This is a genomic window from Kocuria sp. NPDC057446 (assembly GCF_042802875.1).
Taxonomy (GTDB): Bacteria; Actinomycetota; Actinomycetes; order Actinomycetales; family Micrococcaceae; genus Kocuria.
Genome location: NZ_JBHVDI010000130.1, coordinates 1 through 11,390 on the forward strand (window position 1 = coordinate 1; position 11,390 = coordinate 11,390).

General features: G+C 66.7%; 12 protein-coding genes and 3 pseudogenes. 4 read left to right on the plus strand and 11 right to left on the minus strand.

Annotation, left to right across the window (positions count from 1 at the left end):
• Window positions 1–184, plus strand: a pseudogene (locus ACFU0Y_RS14035) (glycosyltransferase family 2 protein); the annotation flags it as partial.
• Window position 185: 1 nt separating this feature from the next.
• Complete coding sequence (locus ACFU0Y_RS14040) at window positions 186–338, plus strand: hypothetical protein (RefSeq protein ID WP_154676736.1); 153 nt, start codon at window positions 186–188, stop codon at window positions 336–338.
• 68 nt (window positions 339–406) lie between these two features.
• On the opposite strand, the gene ACFU0Y_RS14045 is transcribed toward ACFU0Y_RS14040, so the two are convergent.
• The 7 genes and pseudogenes from ACFU0Y_RS14045 to ACFU0Y_RS14075 form a co-directional block, all read right to left on the minus strand.
• The gene (locus ACFU0Y_RS14045) at window positions 407–613 is read right to left on the minus strand and encodes a hypothetical protein (protein ID WP_380215147.1); all 207 of its coding nucleotides are present in this window, start codon (window positions 611–613) and stop codon (window positions 407–409) included.
• Window positions 614–775: 162 nt separating this feature from the next.
• A complete protein-coding gene (locus tag ACFU0Y_RS14050) occupies window positions 776–1,426 on the minus strand; it encodes a LuxR C-terminal-related transcriptional regulator (protein WP_380215148.1) in 651 nt (216 codons plus the stop codon).
• The gene (locus ACFU0Y_RS14055) at window positions 1,423–3,198 is read right to left on the minus strand and encodes a sensor histidine kinase (protein ID WP_380215149.1); all 1,776 of its coding nucleotides are present in this window, start codon (window positions 3,196–3,198) and stop codon (window positions 1,423–1,425) included. The genes ACFU0Y_RS14050 and ACFU0Y_RS14055 overlap by 4 nt, the downstream gene beginning before the upstream one ends.
• Window positions 3,199–3,755: 557 nt before the next feature.
• Complete coding sequence (locus ACFU0Y_RS14060) at window positions 3,756–4,124, minus strand: hypothetical protein (protein ID WP_380215150.1); 369 nt, start codon at window positions 4,122–4,124, stop codon at window positions 3,756–3,758.
• Between the two features lie 98 nt (window positions 4,125–4,222).
• Window positions 4,223–4,267 (minus strand): annotated as a pseudogene (locus ACFU0Y_RS14065) (hypothetical protein); the annotation flags it as partial.
• Between the two features lie 412 nt (window positions 4,268–4,679).
• On the minus strand, window positions 4,680–5,795 hold the full coding sequence (locus ACFU0Y_RS14070; protein ID WP_380215151.1) for a helix-turn-helix domain-containing protein: 1,116 nt from the start codon (window positions 5,793–5,795) through the stop codon (window positions 4,680–4,682).
• Window positions 5,796–6,166: 371 nt separating this feature from the next.
• Window positions 6,167–6,754 (minus strand): annotated as a pseudogene (locus ACFU0Y_RS14075) (transposase); the annotation flags it as partial.
• Between the two features lie 369 nt (window positions 6,755–7,123).
• On the opposite strand from ACFU0Y_RS14075, the gene ACFU0Y_RS14080 reads away from it, so the two are divergent.
• Complete coding sequence (locus ACFU0Y_RS14080) at window positions 7,124–8,218, plus strand: hypothetical protein (RefSeq protein WP_380215152.1); 1,095 nt, start codon at window positions 7,124–7,126, stop codon at window positions 8,216–8,218.
• Between the two features lie 15 nt (window positions 8,219–8,233).
• On the opposite strand, the gene ACFU0Y_RS14085 is transcribed toward ACFU0Y_RS14080, so the two are convergent.
• The 4 genes from ACFU0Y_RS14085 to ACFU0Y_RS14100 all read right to left on the minus strand — a co-directional run bounded on the left by ACFU0Y_RS14085 (window position 8,234) and on the right by ACFU0Y_RS14100 (window position 10,871).
• Window positions 8,234–8,491 carry a hypothetical protein gene (locus tag ACFU0Y_RS14085; protein ID WP_380215153.1) on the minus strand — a complete coding sequence of 86 codons (258 nt, stop codon included), beginning with the start codon at window positions 8,489–8,491 and terminating at the stop codon, window positions 8,234–8,236.
• 213 nt (window positions 8,492–8,704) lie between these two features.
• Window positions 8,705–9,640 carry a diacylglycerol/lipid kinase family protein gene (locus ACFU0Y_RS14090; protein ID WP_380215154.1) on the minus strand — a complete coding sequence of 312 codons (936 nt, stop codon included), beginning with the start codon at window positions 9,638–9,640 and terminating at the stop codon, window positions 8,705–8,707.
• A gap of 41 nt (window positions 9,641–9,681) precedes the next feature.
• The gene (locus ACFU0Y_RS14095) at window positions 9,682–9,993 is read right to left on the minus strand and encodes a hypothetical protein (protein ID WP_380215155.1); all 312 of its coding nucleotides are present in this window, start codon (window positions 9,991–9,993) and stop codon (window positions 9,682–9,684) included.
• A 62-nt stretch (window positions 9,994–10,055) separates the two neighbouring features.
• Window positions 10,056–10,871 (minus strand): TetR/AcrR family transcriptional regulator C-terminal domain-containing protein, encoded by an 816-nt coding sequence (locus ACFU0Y_RS14100; protein WP_380215156.1) that lies wholly within the window; start codon window positions 10,869–10,871, stop codon window positions 10,056–10,058.
• Window positions 10,872–11,054: 183 nt separating this feature from the next.
• Here ACFU0Y_RS14100 and ACFU0Y_RS14105 point away from each other — a divergent pair, with 183 nt between their 5' ends.
• Window positions 11,055–11,348 carry a hypothetical protein gene (locus ACFU0Y_RS14105; protein WP_380215157.1) on the plus strand — a complete coding sequence of 98 codons (294 nt, stop codon included), beginning with the start codon at window positions 11,055–11,057 and terminating at the stop codon, window positions 11,346–11,348.
• Window positions 11,349–11,390 lie beyond the last annotated feature (42 nt).

Below are 11,390 nucleotides of genomic sequence, written 5' to 3' on the forward strand. Positions count from 1 at the left end.
GATGCGAATACCTCACCGGGACAAGAAGGACCTGCTCCTCGCCGCGACCTTCTTCCCCAACGAGGCCTTCATGTGGATGCGCGCCGGATGGTTCGTCCGGTCATGGGTCGACGTGCTGACCTCCAAGATCACCAACAAGAAAACTGACCGATGGGCCGCGCAGTACGCGGCAGAAGGAGTATGAGATGTACGGAGCGCAGGAGAGCACCGCCGGCGGGATGGTCCTCGTGGCCGCAGGGCTGACGACCGGCGCCTGGGTGCTGGCCATCGTCGGACTGGCTCTGGCCGGTATCGCACTGACAGCGCTGATCCGCAAGCCCGGCCCGCACCGCCCCTGACACGACACCAGGCCACGAGCAGGACACCCCAAGGGGCGCTTACCGAACGGAAGCGCCCCTTCCTGCTGTCATGACCAACTGCGCTGAACCGCCCACTGATTGATTTTTCCTTCCTCGTTGGCCCACAGCAGCTCGAGCCCCCGCTCAAGCGCAGCGATCCGCTCTCCTGCCTCAATCGTGGTGCCCGCCCGCACATCGCCGTCGGCCTCGTCCTGCCCCACCCACTCCCGCAGCGCCCGCCAATGGATGCCAAGCAGGTCGGCGAGGCTCTCCACCGTTGCTGCGACAGTTCCCATAGGACTGCTGCGGGAACCGGGTGAGAGGAGGAGAGCACTCTGCCGCTTTACATATGGCCCGGTTAGAGGTCGCTGGGGTTGCCGCAGTTACGGTGCTGAAGGCCTATCTGCCCCGCGGGGGCTGGAAGATGGACGTGGTCCTCAGGGCTGGTGCTTGAGGAAGGCTCGGGTGGCTAGGACACGCGAGTTGTCATCCTGGGAGGGGTGGATGTCGAGGTTCCGTAGGACCGCGGCGACATGCACCTCCACGGTCCGTACGGAGATGTGCAGTTGGCGCGCGATAGCGAGATTGGATCTGCCTTCGGCGATGAGCGCGAGGACCTCTCGCTCTCGGGGGGTAAGTCGGTCAACGACGGTGTGTGACCGCATGAGCGAGGCTACGACGGTGGGGTCCAGAGCGATTCCTCCACCGGCTACTTCCTCGATGGCCTCGATGAGGCGGCCCACAGAGCTGACGCGGTCCTTGAGGAGATAACCGACACCAGAGGGGATGACGGCAATGAGTTCTCGCGCCCACGCGGCCTCAGCGTAGGTCGAGAGCATGAGGACGCCGAGATCGGGATGACGTTCGCGCAGTGTTATCGCAGCCCGGATGCCTTCGTCGGTGTAGGTGGGGGGCATCCGAATGTCGAGGATGGCGACGTCCACGGGGTGTACTGCCATCTGCCCCTGCAGGGTCTGCACGTCACCTACGGATGCGACGACGTGGATTCCAGCTGCTGTCAGCAGGGCGGCCAGCCCCGCGCGGAAGATGCCGGAGTCGTCGGCAAGGGCGACCCGTAGACCGTTCATGGCGCACCCAGGGCGGTGGAGGTGTGCACGGGGGAGCGAATCTCTATCACCGTTGGTCCTCCTTCAGGGCTGGTTATCATCGTTCTCCCACCGACCGCGGCCAGGCGATCCCTCAGCCCGGCCAGGCCACCCCCTGGGACAGGACGTGCCCCGCCGGCTCCTCGATCGACGACGGTGATGGTCACCTCTTGCCCGTCGCAGGCGGCCGTGATCGTCACGGGTCTGCTCCCGTACTTGATGGCGTTAGCCAATGCCTCGGCGGCGGCGAAGTAGCACGTCGCTCGGACGGTCTCGTCCAGACACGAAAAGGACAGCTCCGGTGGTCTGAGGACGAGTTCGCAGTCATCCCACCGGTCGACCATGACGCGCAGTCCTCCGGGGAGGCCACCGTGGCCGAGTGCTACGGGGTGAATGCCGCGGGCCAATCGGCGCAGCTCGGCCAGAGCTTCTGTGAGTTGGTCTTGGGCTTGGTCAATGACATCGGCGCTCTCGGTGGGATTGGACGCGAGCTGTGCTCGAGACAGGGTCGTCGAGACGGCGAGGAGGTGTTGCTGCACCCCGTCGTGCAGGGCGCGCTCGAGTTCTATGCGTTGCGTGACGCTGTCGGTGACGATCCGCTGACGTGACTCGGCCAGTTCCTTGGCGTAGGCGTCTCGCTCCACGGCAAGATGAGCGGCCTCGAGAACCAGTCGAGTGGCCGACAGGGCGATCCTGGTCTGGATAGGGTCTTCTAGCACGACATCATCGAGATCCGCCAACGCACTGGGCTGGCCCTGATCATCGGGAAGAATTTTCCGTAGCCGTCCGAGTGCGGGGGCGGGGTTTGCCTGGGCGCCGTGAGCGTCCAGCCATATCCCGCCGATGTCGTAGTACAGCCGCGCGGTCGGGTCACCGAGCACGCGGCGTAGTGCCGCCTCGACCCCCGGGGCGTCCCCGGCCGTGGCGACCATGGCTTCGACCACCCTCGGGCGCTGAGCGAACGACCAATAGACGGATCCGACGGTCAGCAGCACGGCCACGATCGCCAGTACGGTATGTCCGGTCTCAATCCAGGCCCGGCCCTCCCAGTTGATCCGGTGGGTGTCGACCAGGACGCGGGCGACCTCCCGGCTCCCCACACCGACGGCGAGCAGGCTTCCTGCCGCAGCAACAAGTCGCGACCTCGGCGCCAGGGGCCCCTTAGCCGAGCGCCACCGCTGCCACATGACACGGACAGCCCAAATCCCCACCACGATGGAGCCCGCGCTTCCGATCAACGCAACGGTTTCCGCCCCGGGCTTGAAGTCCACAAGGCGCACCCAAAGGGTGGAGTTGCGCACTTCAGCATGAATTGGGTTCCATTGAGCTGCTGAGACGAGCCAAGGAACGGTGGCCCACAGCCAGGTGGCGCGCAGGAGCGCTGAGGCCGATCGACCACGAGGGCCGGGAGCTGGGTAACTAAGTAGCACCCGCAAGAACAGTGGCGCCACCAACCACTGGGCGACATATCCCAGCTGGAACCAGTAGCCGATAGAGGCGATCGGCTCGGACAGCAGGTAACCCGTCGCGCTGGCCACACCAGCGAGAACGAGGTGCGTGGCATTGCGCCGGTGCTCGGGCACGCGCAGGAGGGTGAACCCGGTGGCATAGACCACCAGCTGGAACACCACGTTCGGCGCGACCCACCAACCACCCACTGCGGCCGTATAGGGCACCGGAGCGACTCCGACGAGAGCAGCCGCCACCAGTATCCATAGGCCCCATCCACGCGCCATGCCGTTCTTGGCGATCACGCTCTCCATTGTGCCGAATGTGCCGGCGGCACACCTACGTGCTGGCACTGATTCGATTTACGGGGAGACGCGAATGTGCGACGCTCAGTGGCTTCCTAACCTTGATGCATACCCAGTAAAAGGCCACGTCAACCAGAATACTGCAGGGCATTAACCGAGGAAAAAGGTCAAGGCCATGCTGGAGGTGGACGAAGTTGTCGTCGACGAGAGGCGGTTTCGGTATTTGGGTCGCATAATCTGACTATTTACAAGTTCTAAGCTGACGCGTAAATCTCAGCATTTCGCATGCAAGAGTAGATAAAAAGGGATAATTGATATGTCCGTTGGATCAAGTCGTGACAACATCAAAGTAAAAAGGATCTTTACCCACCCCGTAAATGCCCCGGGGTGTCATTCTGGAAAAAACGCCGTTGCCTCTTTGTGTGAACTAAACGCTAGAGGCGAACCACATATGGGAAATGCTGGGATGAAGGTATATAACGTTGTTCCAGGAAATGGGGTTGTGATCGTGAGGGGTGAGGTCGACTGGGATGAACCGCTGACTATCCGCATCTCTGTTATATATCAGTAAATACCCGTAGGTCTTTATGCCTCGGTCTTTCAGTGTGTGATGTCTCAGGACATCGGCAAGGCCCGAACCCACGGATGTGGGTTCGGGCCTTTTGCCATGCTCGGGGTTGGTAGTCGCGGCTGGGGTCGATGGTGAGTTCGCGCAGCAGCTCCCCTGTGGTGGCGTTGACCACGCGCACCTGGTGGTCCTGGATGAGCAGGAAGACGTGGGTTCCTTTGTGGGTTCGGCCGATGCCGATGTGACGCAGGACCCCGGCCACGCGCAGGGTGACGGTGCCGGTGCTGCCGATCCGGTCGTGGCGGACATAGTCGTGGGCGTCGGGATCGTGGTTGGGCCCGGGCAGGGCTTTATGCATGGTTTGGTAGAGCGCGCCCAGGGTGGCCCGGTGCGGCAGGGTCTCCTGGGCCGGTGCTGGTTGTGCTCGGTGCGGAACCGGTCCAGGAGACCCTGCAGGGCGGGCAGGCTCACCAGTTGGTCGGGTTGGAGGCGCAACCAGTTCTTGAGGGTCTGTTGGAAGCGTTCGACCTTGCCGCAGGTGGCGGGGTGACCGGGGCGGGAGGGGGCTGCCGCACGGCCGGTGAAACCTCAAGGAGCTCCTACTCATCGTCACTTTACATGAGGCGAGATAGCGGCCATCAAGCCAGCTCAAGTTGTCACTTACGAGTGCAGCAGTCCCCTTGCAACTTTTCCTGCTCTGGGCGTCGCCGTCGGGCTTTCCTGATTGACATGTGGCCGTCTACCGGTCACTTCCCACGAAAGCGACGTTGCAGGAGGGGTTTCTCCCATGGGTCGCACGAATCACCTGATGCTGTGGCCTTGCGATGGTGGGCAGGTGGCCGGACGGGTGGTTCCCGTGTCCACGAGCGGCGGGAGCTGCGGACGGGATGCCCGCCACCGCAGCGATGGTTGCTCAGGCCGAGTTCCGAGGCGGCCGAGCGCGAAGGACGAGCTCCAGCTCGAAGCGGGCCTGGGGGTCATTGAGTGCTTCTCCGAACACCTCGCGCAGCTGGTTGACCCGGTAGCCGACCGTCTGCTCGTGGACATCCAGCTCGGCGGCCATCGCAGCGCGGTGCCCGTGGTGCTTGAGCCAGGACAACAGGGTCGCCCGCAGCCGCTCCCGCTGGGCGGGGCGCAGCTGCTCCAGCGGGGCCAGCCGTTGGGCGGCGAGGTCCTCGACCATGGCGTGGTCACTGAGCAGCAGCAGCTGAGCGAGGTGCTCAGTCACCCACAGCGGCCCCTCGACGTCGGGGTCGGTCCGCAGCAGGTCCCGGGCCAGCACGGCCAGACGCAGGGAATCCGGTGCTGACGGCCAGGGTCGGGCTGGGCCCACCACCGCGTTGCGCCGGACCAGGGCGCGCCCCAGCTCCTGGCGCGCTGTCGGGGAGGAGGGCTCCGGCACGACCGCGATGATGTCACCCGGGCGGGAGGTGAGGAGTGCCCGGGCACCCAGGCGGGATTTCAGTCCTGTGCGCCGGTCGGCGGGCAGGGTGACCACGACGACCCGCTCGGGCAGGGTCCAGCCGGCCGTGAGCACGGCCGCGCGCACGGCGTCCTCCTCGGCGTGGCCGCGGATCAGCATCTCCGCCACCGTGGCCAGCAGTCGTTCCTGCTCACCGGCGCGTTCGGACTCCTCGGCGGCGTAGCCCTGGGCGCTGGCGGCGGAGAGCTCCTCGATGTAGGCGAACACCGACTCCGCCAGGACGATCAGCACCGAGGCCTCGGCCCCGGATTCCATGGCGACCCCCGACATCGACCGCAGGGTGGCCCGGGCCGCGGAGCGGTAGGCGCCGAACAGTGCGTCCATGGGCCGGCCCTGGTGGACCTCGGCCCGGCCGAGCAGCTCGTAGACCAGCCGGTCCTCGTCACGCAGGGCCGGTTGTTCGGTGCCGGCCAGGTCCAGGAAACGGGTCAGGGCGGACTCCACCCCATGCTGGATCTCACCCCGCAACGGCCCCTCCAGAGAGGTGGCGTACACCGGGACGTCCCGGTGCACCGCCGCCAGCAACCCTTCCGTGAAGGCGGGCACATGCCCCTCCAGCAGTGGAGTGAGCGTCGTCGGCAACGCCGTCCACGGCACATCGTGATCCACATCGGACACCGCGCACCCCAATCCTCGAACTCGTCAGCGTTTCTCGGGCCCGAAGGACGCGAACAGCCCGCAACGCGTCAGGTGGATCGCCGATGATTGCTGAACCGTCCGCATCGCACCTGCCGGCCCGACCAAGGCGAACCGACCACGCGGCAACCTGCTGCTTGAGCACCAGATGATCGATCCTTCTTGCACTGCAGGTACCAGCACACGCGCCAGAGCCTGAGATCTACACTGTAGGACCAGAACTCCACGTGGTGCACCCGAGGCGCTGCAAGGGATGCTGCCCCTGCCCGTCCGGCAGCCGATCAGGGACTGTCGCTCCAGCGGTGTGGGGGGCGTTTCCATGGTGAGTGGTTCTCCGCCGCCGGCATCCGGTCGGCGAAGGGGACAAGCGAAGGCGTGCAGCGCCGGCTTCCACCGTGTGACCCATCGTGTCTGTCCGGTGTCCTTCGGGCCCAGGAATCGCACCACGAGGTACAGGGTCTTCATCGCGGACTGCTCTTTCAGGAACCGACCCCCGGGCCCGTCCCGCCATCCGGTACCGGGCGTTGAAGGAGTCGACGGCGTTGGTCGAGCAGATCACCTGGCGGAACTCCAGGTCGTCCACCTTCTCCGAGGCGGCCTCGCTGGCTGCCGTGGTCGGGGCGGTGTGGACGGGCTGCAGATCCTCCGCGAGCTCGTCCCAGTACTTCCGCGAGGCGTAGTCGCTCGGGACCGCCCACCAGGACCTCGCTGACTCCCCGTCGCCGTCCCCGGTCCACATGCCCGCCGATGTCCTCGTGCCGGCCCAGGTCCACGCCGATCGCCGCGTGCACGGGCCGGTTGCGGACCTGCCCGTCGTGGACCTCGACCATGATCGCGTCGATGAACACCGCCGCGTCGACCTGCTCCAGGGCCGCCTCGACGACCATCTTGGTCAGCTGCTTCAACAGCCCGCGCGGACCAGTTCCCGGACGGTGTCCTGATCGGCCGGGGACAGCTCCGGCTTCTCCTCCGCCTGCTGGTCGGACGGCTCACGTCCACCAGCGTCTCGATGTTCTCGCTCATGTCGGCCCTCGAGCTCCTCTCGAGGCGACGGGGCCTCATGCGCCGTCGCTGCGACAGGCCCGACCAGGGGTTCCTGAGGGATCGGGTTCGCGGTGAGAAACCGATGTGTGAGTGGGTGTGAACGGTCTGACCCTTTGCGTGGGCGGTCGGAGTTCGTGCTGGGGCCATGAGGCGGAGCGAGGTCGGGGCGAGCGTGTGTCGGTGATGATGGGGTCATGACCGCGACGACGATGAGGATAGGGCTGATGGCCGATCCCGGCCTGCCGGAGAAAGTGGCCGCATCGGTTGCCGCTGATGTGTCCCGGGAACTGTCGGACGATCCCCGTGCTGTTGGTGGTGCGGGGGTGCAGTGGGAGGTGGAGGTCAGTGCAGGGGCTCTTCCGCTCACCCTGGAGGGGGAGATTCCCTTGATGGAGCGTGCCTGCGAGATCCGGGACGGGCGTGGTTGGGACTACGTGGTGTATCTGACGGATCTTCCCCGGGTCCACGACGGGCACTCCATGTTGTGCGAGGTGAGTTCTGCGGCTCGCGCTGCCCTGGTGGTGCTGCCGGCTCTGGGGGCACACCGGCTCAGGAGAAGGATCCGGAAGTTGGTGGTGGCGTTGATCCGCTCGGTGCAGGAGGGGACCATGGATTTCCCGTCCGCCCCGGCAGCCCGGGAGGCGGTGGGACATGGGGCGGTGCGCCGGGTGCCCCCGGGGCGGGACGGGGACGTGTCCTATGTCGTTCTTCCGGGGCGGTGGAATCGGTTGCGGTTGCTGTCGGGGATGGTCCGCAGCAACCGTCCCGGGCGTCTGTTGTCGGCCCTGTCCAGTTGTGTGGCCGCGGCGGCGGCCACGGGGGCCTTCGGTATCTTCTATGCGTCCATCTGGAACATGTCGGATGCGCTGTCCGTGCCCCGTATGGCCGCGATCAGTGGTGTGGTGATCGCGGCGCTGAGTGCGTGGCTGATCGGCTACAACGGATTGTGGAACAGCCTCCGTGACGCCGCTGATCGGTGGCGGGCCGGGCTGGACAATGCGGCCACGATCATCACGGTCGGGCTGAGCGTGGTTCTGATGTACATGATCCTGTGGTTGGTGCTGTTCGTGCTGGGGTTGGCGGTCATCACCGGCGACTATCTCGCCTCCCAGCTCGGCCACCCGGTCACCCTGTTCGACTATCTCCACCTGTCCTGGCTGGCCGCCTCGCTGGGCACCTTGGCCGGGGCCTTGGGATCGAATTTCGACAGCGACGAGTCGATCCGGGAAGCGACCTACAACCGGCGAGTGCACGAACGGCGACGGCTCGCCGCTGACTACCAGGACTGAGAGCATGTCGGGGCCTCAGGAGTTCTGCGGCTTGACGGGGCTGTCCTCTTCTTCCTCCAGCACGGGCAGGTTCGTCTTGTCGTCCTCGGTCCCTGTCTGCGCGCCGGTGGTGGAACCCGAGTTCTGACCGTCGGCCAGGCGCTGCTCGACGGCAGCGTCGAACTGTGCCCCGCCATCGGCGTCGACCAGGCCTCCCTGCTGATCCGCGGCGGCGTCCTCGGGGAGGTCTCCGGCCCCGTCGGGGTCTTGCGAGGTGGTTCCTGAGATGCTCATGGTGATCTTCTTCCTGGGCTTGGGCCTGGGTGCGCACAGCGTGCGGGTGTCGGGTGGGTGAGGGGACGTGGCACTGGCGAGCGGTGGCACCGAGGAGGGGAGCGTGGTCACCGGCCGGGATCTTGCCGGCAGCGGGCAGCGTTCCGCCGTCCTCCCGTGGTGGTCTCCAGCGGCTCACTGCTGGCGTGTCGGATCGGCCATGGGGGAGTGGAGTCAGCCGATCACGGTCAGGGCCGAAGGCGCGGATTCGATCCTCACCGTGGTGTTCGCCGGCACGGAGCGGACCTCCCCGTCGAGCTGGTAGGGCATCGGCTTGAGGGCGGTGAACTCGTAGCGAGCCACACTGGGCTGGTCTCCCAGCCCGGTGGTGGTCGCGCGGGCGGCCTTGAGCAGCACCTTCCACTTGGCGGTGTGCGGGAAGAGGATCACCTCGAAGCGTCCGTCGGCCGGACGGTCCTCGGCTTGACTGAGGGTGGCGAACTTGGCCATCTGAGGGATGTTGGCGAAGAGGAGGCTGTCGATCTTCTGGCGGGTGCCGTCGGTGTGCTGGATCCGGAAGGGCCGGAACTGCGCGAAGGTTCGCACCACCGAGACCATCTCCTTGAGCGCCCCTTTGTTGCCCTTCTCCATGTCGATGGCCACCACGGGGGTCAGCCCGAAGCCGATGTAGGAGTGGGCGTAGAGGGCTTGCGCGCCCGGGTGGTTCCCGGTGGACAGGTGCAGCAGATCCATCTGGCGCACCCGGCCTTCGGCGATGGCCTGGGCCAGGGGCTGGCGGGCGGTGGTGCGGTGGTGGTCGTTGGCGTTGCCGGCGGGGAGCACCGCGCACACGGCGTCGGTGGCCCCGGCGGCCATGACCCCGTTGACGACCTCGTTGTATCCGCCGTCGCCGCTGACCGAGACGACCAGGGCGTTCGGTGTGCCCGCCGCTTCGCGGGCCAGGTCCACGGCGTGCCCGGCGTGCTCGGTGGGCAGCATCCGGATCTCCGGGCTGTAGGGCAGGTCCTGGGTCAGCTGGTCGCGCAGCTTCGCTGCCAGATCCGGGGCGTCCCCGGTGCTGTGCGGATTGAAGATGACGCAGATGGCGTCGAACTTGCGGACAGCCGGATCCGCGGTGTCGGTGGGGTCCGGGGTGTGGGTGGTGTTCATGGGGTGCCTGTCGGTGAGGGCTCGGGCGGGGTCATGTGATCTCATGCGGCGTCGCGGGCATCCAGTTCGGCGGCCAGTTCGAAGCCCCGGTCCATGGTGGAGCAGTGGGGTCCGGCAGGGGCGGTGAGGTAGTCGTGGTCGAGCTGGCGGGTGATCCGGGAGTGCAGCACCTGCAGGTCCGCCATGCTCAGGCCGGTCAGATCATCGGGGAAGTCCTCGGCCGGGCCCAGGCGGCTTCCCGGTGTCTGCCGAGGTTCCGGCTGCGTGCCCGGTACGGGAAGTGCGGCGCCGGGCTCGGACTGCGTCCGGTCATCGTTGGCGTCGATCGGCTCGGAGGCGGCGATGATGGTCATGAGAACTCCTGGATGCAACGGGACGAACAGATCAGGGGTCAAGCGGCTCGAGCATCAGCGGGTCAGGTCTCGAGCTGGTCGGGATGTGGCGTGCTGCCCGAGACCGACCCGACGGCGCCCTGGGGCATCGCGGTCGGGCCGCTGGGTGTGGACGGTGCGGGGTGGAGCTGGGCGGCGAGGCCGCCCAGCAGGATGGTGACGCCCTGATCGAGCTCGGCCGCCCCGTCGTAGTCGGCCAGCACCGGGGCCAGGGCGCGCAGCCGGGGGAAGGAGCGGGCGGGCAGCCGGTGCAGGCCCAGGCGCAGCAGGGACTCGTTCTCCTGCTCGTCCACGACGAACTCCTGGAGCTCGTTGAGGACGTGGCCGTAGAGGAACCCGTAGTAGGCCCGGTAGACGTGCAGGGCATCGGCCGGGGCGAAGCCGGCGTCGATGAGCAGGGCCAGGATGTTCTCCAGCGGGCGCAGCGTGCCCAGCGGGCGCAGCCCCAGCGGGGTGGACAGCGGCCGGGTCACCAGCAGCGGCACCACGTGCGGATGGGCCAGAGCCAGGTCGCGGAAATCGTGGGCGGTGGCGCGCAGCTGCTGTTGCCAGTCCGCCCCGTCGGTGGGGATGACCAACTGGTCCAGCACCAGCTCGGTGATCCCGTCCAGCAGGTCCGCGCGGTTCTTCGCATACCGGTACAGACCCATCGGGTCCCGGCCCAGCTCAGCCCCCAACCGGCGCATGCTCAAGGCGTCGAGGCCCTCGGCGTCCACCAGGGCCAGGGCCGCGGTGAGCACGGCCTCCCGGCTGAGCCGGGGCTTGCGCGCCTTGGCCCTGGGGGTCGGTACGGGGTCCTCGACGGAGCCGGTGTCGGGGTCCGCGGCAGGGGAGTGCATGGGCATCGGGGTCCTTCAATCAGGGGGTTTTGCTTATTCCATAGTCTACACGTACAGTCTACGGTGTAGGCAAGGCGTTGAGCACACTGCGCCCCCCAGCCTTCCACTGACTGCGCCGACGGCGATCTGCCCTCCGGTGCCCTGCCGAATCCGGCACCCCTTTGATTTCTTCAGGAGATTCCTTTGACGAACACTGCTTCCCACACCGCTTCCACTGCTGCGCACACTGACGACAGTGGTCTGCGCCGGGCCACCGAGACCAAGGCCGCGACCAGGACCACCGAGCTCATCGCCTACCTCGGGGTGCTGGTGGCCATCGTCGTCACCGCCACCCTGGTCGGTGACGGCGGGGTCGAGAACGGCGCGGACCTGTTCGATGCCCGTCAGGCCATGGAGTACATCACCTACCTGACCATCGGTTACCTGGTGGCCCGCGGGCTGGCCAAGTCCGGCAGCCGCGAGTACTACAGCGCCTGAGCACCCCTTCCGGTCTGCGGGGATCCGAGCCCTGTTCCAGGG

What these genes read in the sequence shown, in the direction of transcription:
- ACFU0Y_RS14040 (WP_154676736.1), top strand. Translation starts at nt 186, where the DNA reads ATGTACGGAGCGCAGGAGAGCACCGCCGGCGGGATGGTCCTCGTGGCC.
- ACFU0Y_RS14050 (WP_380215148.1), bottom strand. Translation starts at nt 1,426, where the DNA reads ATGAACGGTCTACGGGTCGCCCTTGCCGACGACTCCGGCATCTTCCGC.
- ACFU0Y_RS14060 (WP_380215150.1), bottom strand. Translation starts at nt 4,124, where the DNA reads ATGCATAAAGCCCTGCCCGGGCCCAACCACGATCCCGACGCCCACGAC.
- ACFU0Y_RS14080 (WP_380215152.1), top strand. Translation starts at nt 7,124, where the DNA reads ATGACCGCGACGACGATGAGGATAGGGCTGATGGCCGATCCCGGCCTG.
- ACFU0Y_RS14085 (WP_380215153.1), bottom strand. Translation starts at nt 8,491, where the DNA reads ATGAGCATCTCAGGAACCACCTCGCAAGACCCCGACGGGGCCGGAGAC.
- ACFU0Y_RS14090 (WP_380215154.1), bottom strand. Translation starts at nt 9,640, where the DNA reads ATGAACACCACCCACACCCCGGACCCCACCGACACCGCGGATCCGGCT.
- ACFU0Y_RS14095 (WP_380215155.1), bottom strand. Translation starts at nt 9,993, where the DNA reads ATGACCATCATCGCCGCCTCCGAGCCGATCGACGCCAACGATGACCGG.
- ACFU0Y_RS14100 (WP_380215156.1), bottom strand. Translation starts at nt 10,871, where the DNA reads ATGCACTCCCCTGCCGCGGACCCCGACACCGGCTCCGTCGAGGACCCC.